The following is a 3,766-nucleotide window of genomic DNA, read 5'->3' as shown; positions in this document are numbered from 1 at the left end:
TCAGAAATCGTTGCAAGCTGGTGACGCGACTGTCGTATTTTATCGGTTGAGGAAAGAACTGCGCTAACGTCGATAATTTGACTTGCCGATGCATTTGCAGTATCCAGACCAGCCACTTTAAGATCCCAATTTGCTTCTCATTGAGATGGATGCGCAGAAAATCTTGGTAGAATGTCGGTAGCATTTTTTTGTTGGGGTGGCCGCAAACGCCACCCTCTTTTTTGGGACTCCTCTATTCTCTCAAACAATTGTCCCGTCTGGCTTCCGTCTACCTTGTCACCCTCTCAGCAAAGGAATAAATGACTTTTGGTCACTCAAGCAGTAACTTTCGACGATATCAAACTATTCTTCTTGTGACGATCGTCGAGATAGGATCGCTCGGAGTTATTTCTTCAAACTCAGCCTTTTCACAGGTCGTTCCCGACGCAACACTCCCAAACCCCTCTCAGGTTACTGTTGACAACACCACCTATCAGATCGAAGGTGGAACGACGGCGGGAAACAATCTCTTTCACTCCTTTGAAAACTTTTCCGTTCCCACGGGAGCCGAAGCCTTTTTCAACAACGCCACGACAGTCGAACAGATTCTCACCCGCGTCACAGGAAGCAATATTTCTAATCTCGACGGGTTAATTCGAGCCAACGGGACGGCGAACTTGTTTTTACTCAATCCCAACGGCATCGTGTTCGGTCCGAACGCTCGCCTCGATCTCGGCGGCTCGTTTTTTGCCACGACAGCCGAGAGTCTCGTGTTTGACAACGGCTTAGAATTCAGCGTCCGCCATCCCCAGGCTTCGAGCCTTCTGAGCGTCAACGTTCCGGTCGGCTTGCAGTTCGGTCGCGATACCCGTGGTGTCTCGGGCGCGATCGCTGCCACCGGAACCGGAGGCGGTGTCGTCAATTCCGACCCGACCTTCTTCGCACCGTTTCAAAGTGGTAGCGGAGGTTTGAGAGTTCGTTCTGGAGAAACGATCGCCTTGTTCGGAAACGGTCTGACGCTTCGGGGGGCAACGCTGGCAGCCCAGAACGGCAACGTATTACTCGGGAGTCTCGACACCGGAACCGTCAACTTGAGGCAGACTTCTACCGGTTGGACGTTCGACCTTTCGACAAACAGCAATTTGCGAGATCTCCACCTCGCACGAGCCTCGGCACTCGATGCCAGCGGAACGGGCGGTACGATCCGTCTGATGGGGCGTAACATTACGCTCACCGAGGGATCGATCGCGTTTATCAGTCATGCCAGTTCCGAGATTGGGAGTTCGATCGAAGCGATCGCCAGCGAATCGATAGGCGCGATCGGACTCGATGCCAGTGGAAGCGTTCAAAGCGGTCTGCGAACGCTCACCCTCGGTAACGGACAGGGTGGGAACGTCTCGATCGAAACCCCTTCTTTACGAATCGAAGGGGGAGCCGCTTTGGGGACGCAAACGTTCGGCCCGGGACGAGGAGGTGACACGATCGTCCGCGCAGCGGATCGTGTAGAGGTCACGGGCGCGAATCCACTCAATCCATCTAACTTTAGCGTTATTGTCACCAGTTCGATCGGATCGGGGCGAGCGGGAGATGTGACCGTGCAAACCGAACAGTTGAGCCTCTTCGACGGTGGCGTCGTCTCTTCAAGTGCGTTTCGGTCGGGGGACGGTGGCAACGTTACGGTAATTGCCTCAGAGAGCATTGAAATTCGCGGGGTCAGCCCCGGCGTAGCGCCGACGAGTAGTGCGTTGAGTACGACCACGCTCGGATCGGGGGACGGCGGCAATTTGCGTCTCGAGACGGGAATGCTGCGCGTCCTCGATGGGGGAAGAGTATCGTCGGGGACGCTCGGTCGTGGAAATGCCGGGCGCATTACAGCGATCGCCTCGGACGCGATCGAACTTCGCAGTACGCCTGCTGTAGCGGAGAATCTCAGTCGTATCGGATCGAGTGCAGAGGCCAACGATCCGTTTCAGGTTCTGTTCGGACTGCCTCTAATTCCATCGGGAAACGCTGGGACGATCGACCTGATCGCGCCGACGCTAATCGTCGCTGATGGGGATTCGGTCAGCGTCGCCAACGAGGGAACGGGTATTGCAGGAAGCCTCAACATTAGGAGCGAACTTCTCCGACTCGAGGATCGAGCCAGCATCACGGCTGCAACTGCTTCGGGAGAGGGGGGAAATATCAACATCAGCACCGACACTCTACAACTGCGTCGAGGCAGTGAAATCACCACCGAAGCCAGCGGTACGGGGAACGGCGGCAATATCACCCTGGCGATCGAAACCCTAACCGCGTTAGAAAACAGCCTTATCAACGCCAATGCGTTTGAAGGTAGCGGCGGAAATGTCAGCATTACAGCTCAGGGTATTTTCTTGTCGCCAGATAGTCGCATCACAGCCAGCTCCGAACTTGGCGTTGATGGGTTAGTCGAAATTACTCAACCGGAAATCGATACCAGTTCGGCGATCGCAGAGCTACACAACGAACCTGTCGATCCGGCGACGCGGGTGGTGTCGGCCTGCCAGGCGGCGGCGGAAAACACCTTTGTCGTCACCGGGAACGGCGGTTTGCCGCCCGATCCCACAGACGTTTTACGAAGTCAAACAGTCTGGACGGATATTCGGTTGACAGAAATTCCAGTTTCTGAGCCAGAGGCGAATTCTGAGGGGCGATCGCCTGCTACAGAACTGGACAGTTCGCAGCTCCCTCTCGTAGAAGCCACGGGTTGGCAACAGCGAGACGACGGCACGATGGAGTTAGTTTCGATCCCACAACATCGAGTGGGGAATCGTTGGGGCGAGCGATCGCACTGTTCCGAACGTTTCTGATTCGTTACAAAACTCGATCGCTGTCACTGCCGACTCGACTTTCGCTAAAGCTTCTACTGCTTCTTGTTAGTCTGACTCTTCGTCAAATACAAAAACCGCATCTTGCGTCATCAGTTCCCAATACTCAGCTTCGTAGCGTTGAATGTTTAACAATGGGAGCGGGAATTCCCCGATTCTACCGAAGGTGAATCGTGGGATGAAAGCGACTCTTCGACAAATCAGTTATAATCTTATCATCCAGGCATTTCGGCGATAATGTTCAAAGCGTACAAATATCGCATCTATCCAACCCACGAGCAACAAGTGACTTTAGCCAAAAGCTTTGGTTGCTGTCGTTGGTATTGGAATTATGCGTTAAATTTGTGCCAAGAGACTTATCGAACGACCGGAAAAGGTTTATCAAGGGGTTATCTTCAGGGATTATTGCCTGCTCTCAAAAAGGAATACCCTTGGCTCAAAGAAGATGTCTATTCCCAATGTTTGCAAGTCGTGGCGTTGAACTTATCAACCGCTTATCGAAACTTCTTTGAGAAACGGGCAAAATTCCCCCGATTCAAATCCAAGCATGGAAGGCAATCTATCAGTTATCCTCAAAATGTTAAGTTTGAGGGAACTTACATCAAACTGCCTAAAGTAGGGTTAGTGCATTGTCGTCAGCATCGAAGTTTTGAGGGAACAATCAAAACGGTCACCCTCTCCCAAAATCCAGATGGTAAATATTATGCTTCCGTTTTGGTAGAGAACCCAAAAGAACCTCCCCTTCTCTCAACTGAAGGAAAAGCCATTGGCATTGATTTAGGACTGACCGATTTTGCGATTACCAGTGAGGGGTCAAAATATAATAACCCCAAGCATTTTGATAAACACGCGCGAAACCTAAAAAGAAAACAGCAAAAACACGCTCGAAAAAGAAAAGGCAGCAAGAACCGTAATAAATCACGGGTAAAAGTTGCTAG

Annotated in this window: 2 protein-coding genes and 1 pseudogene; 2 read left to right on the top strand and 1 reads right to left on the bottom strand. The window is 52.1% G+C overall.

Annotation, left to right across the window (positions count from 1 at the left end):
* A pseudogene (locus tag GEI7105_RS39405) lies at positions 1–184 on the bottom strand (IS4 family transposase); the annotation flags it as partial.
* Between the two features lie 169 nt (positions 185–353).
* On the opposite strand from GEI7105_RS39405, the gene GEI7105_RS0104325 reads away from it, so the two are divergent.
* Together GEI7105_RS0104325 and GEI7105_RS28975 are read left to right on the top strand one after the other, a co-directional pair.
* Positions 354–2,810: a two-partner secretion domain-containing protein gene (locus tag GEI7105_RS0104325; protein WP_017659265.1), complete on the top strand. Its 2,457-nt coding sequence runs from the start codon at positions 354–356 to the stop codon at positions 2,808–2,810.
* 255 nt (positions 2,811–3,065) lie between these two features.
* The coding region (locus GEI7105_RS28975; RefSeq protein ID WP_017659264.1) for an RNA-guided endonuclease TnpB family protein at positions 3,066–3,766 on the top strand (701 nt) is incomplete at its 3' end.

Origin of the sequence: Baaleninema simplex PCC 7105 (assembly GCF_000332355.1) — a bacterium.
In the GTDB taxonomy this organism is placed as follows: domain Bacteria; phylum Cyanobacteriota; class Cyanobacteriia; order Cyanobacteriales; family Geitlerinemataceae; genus Baaleninema; species Baaleninema simplex.
This window is presented reverse-complemented; position numbering and strand designations above follow the sequence as displayed.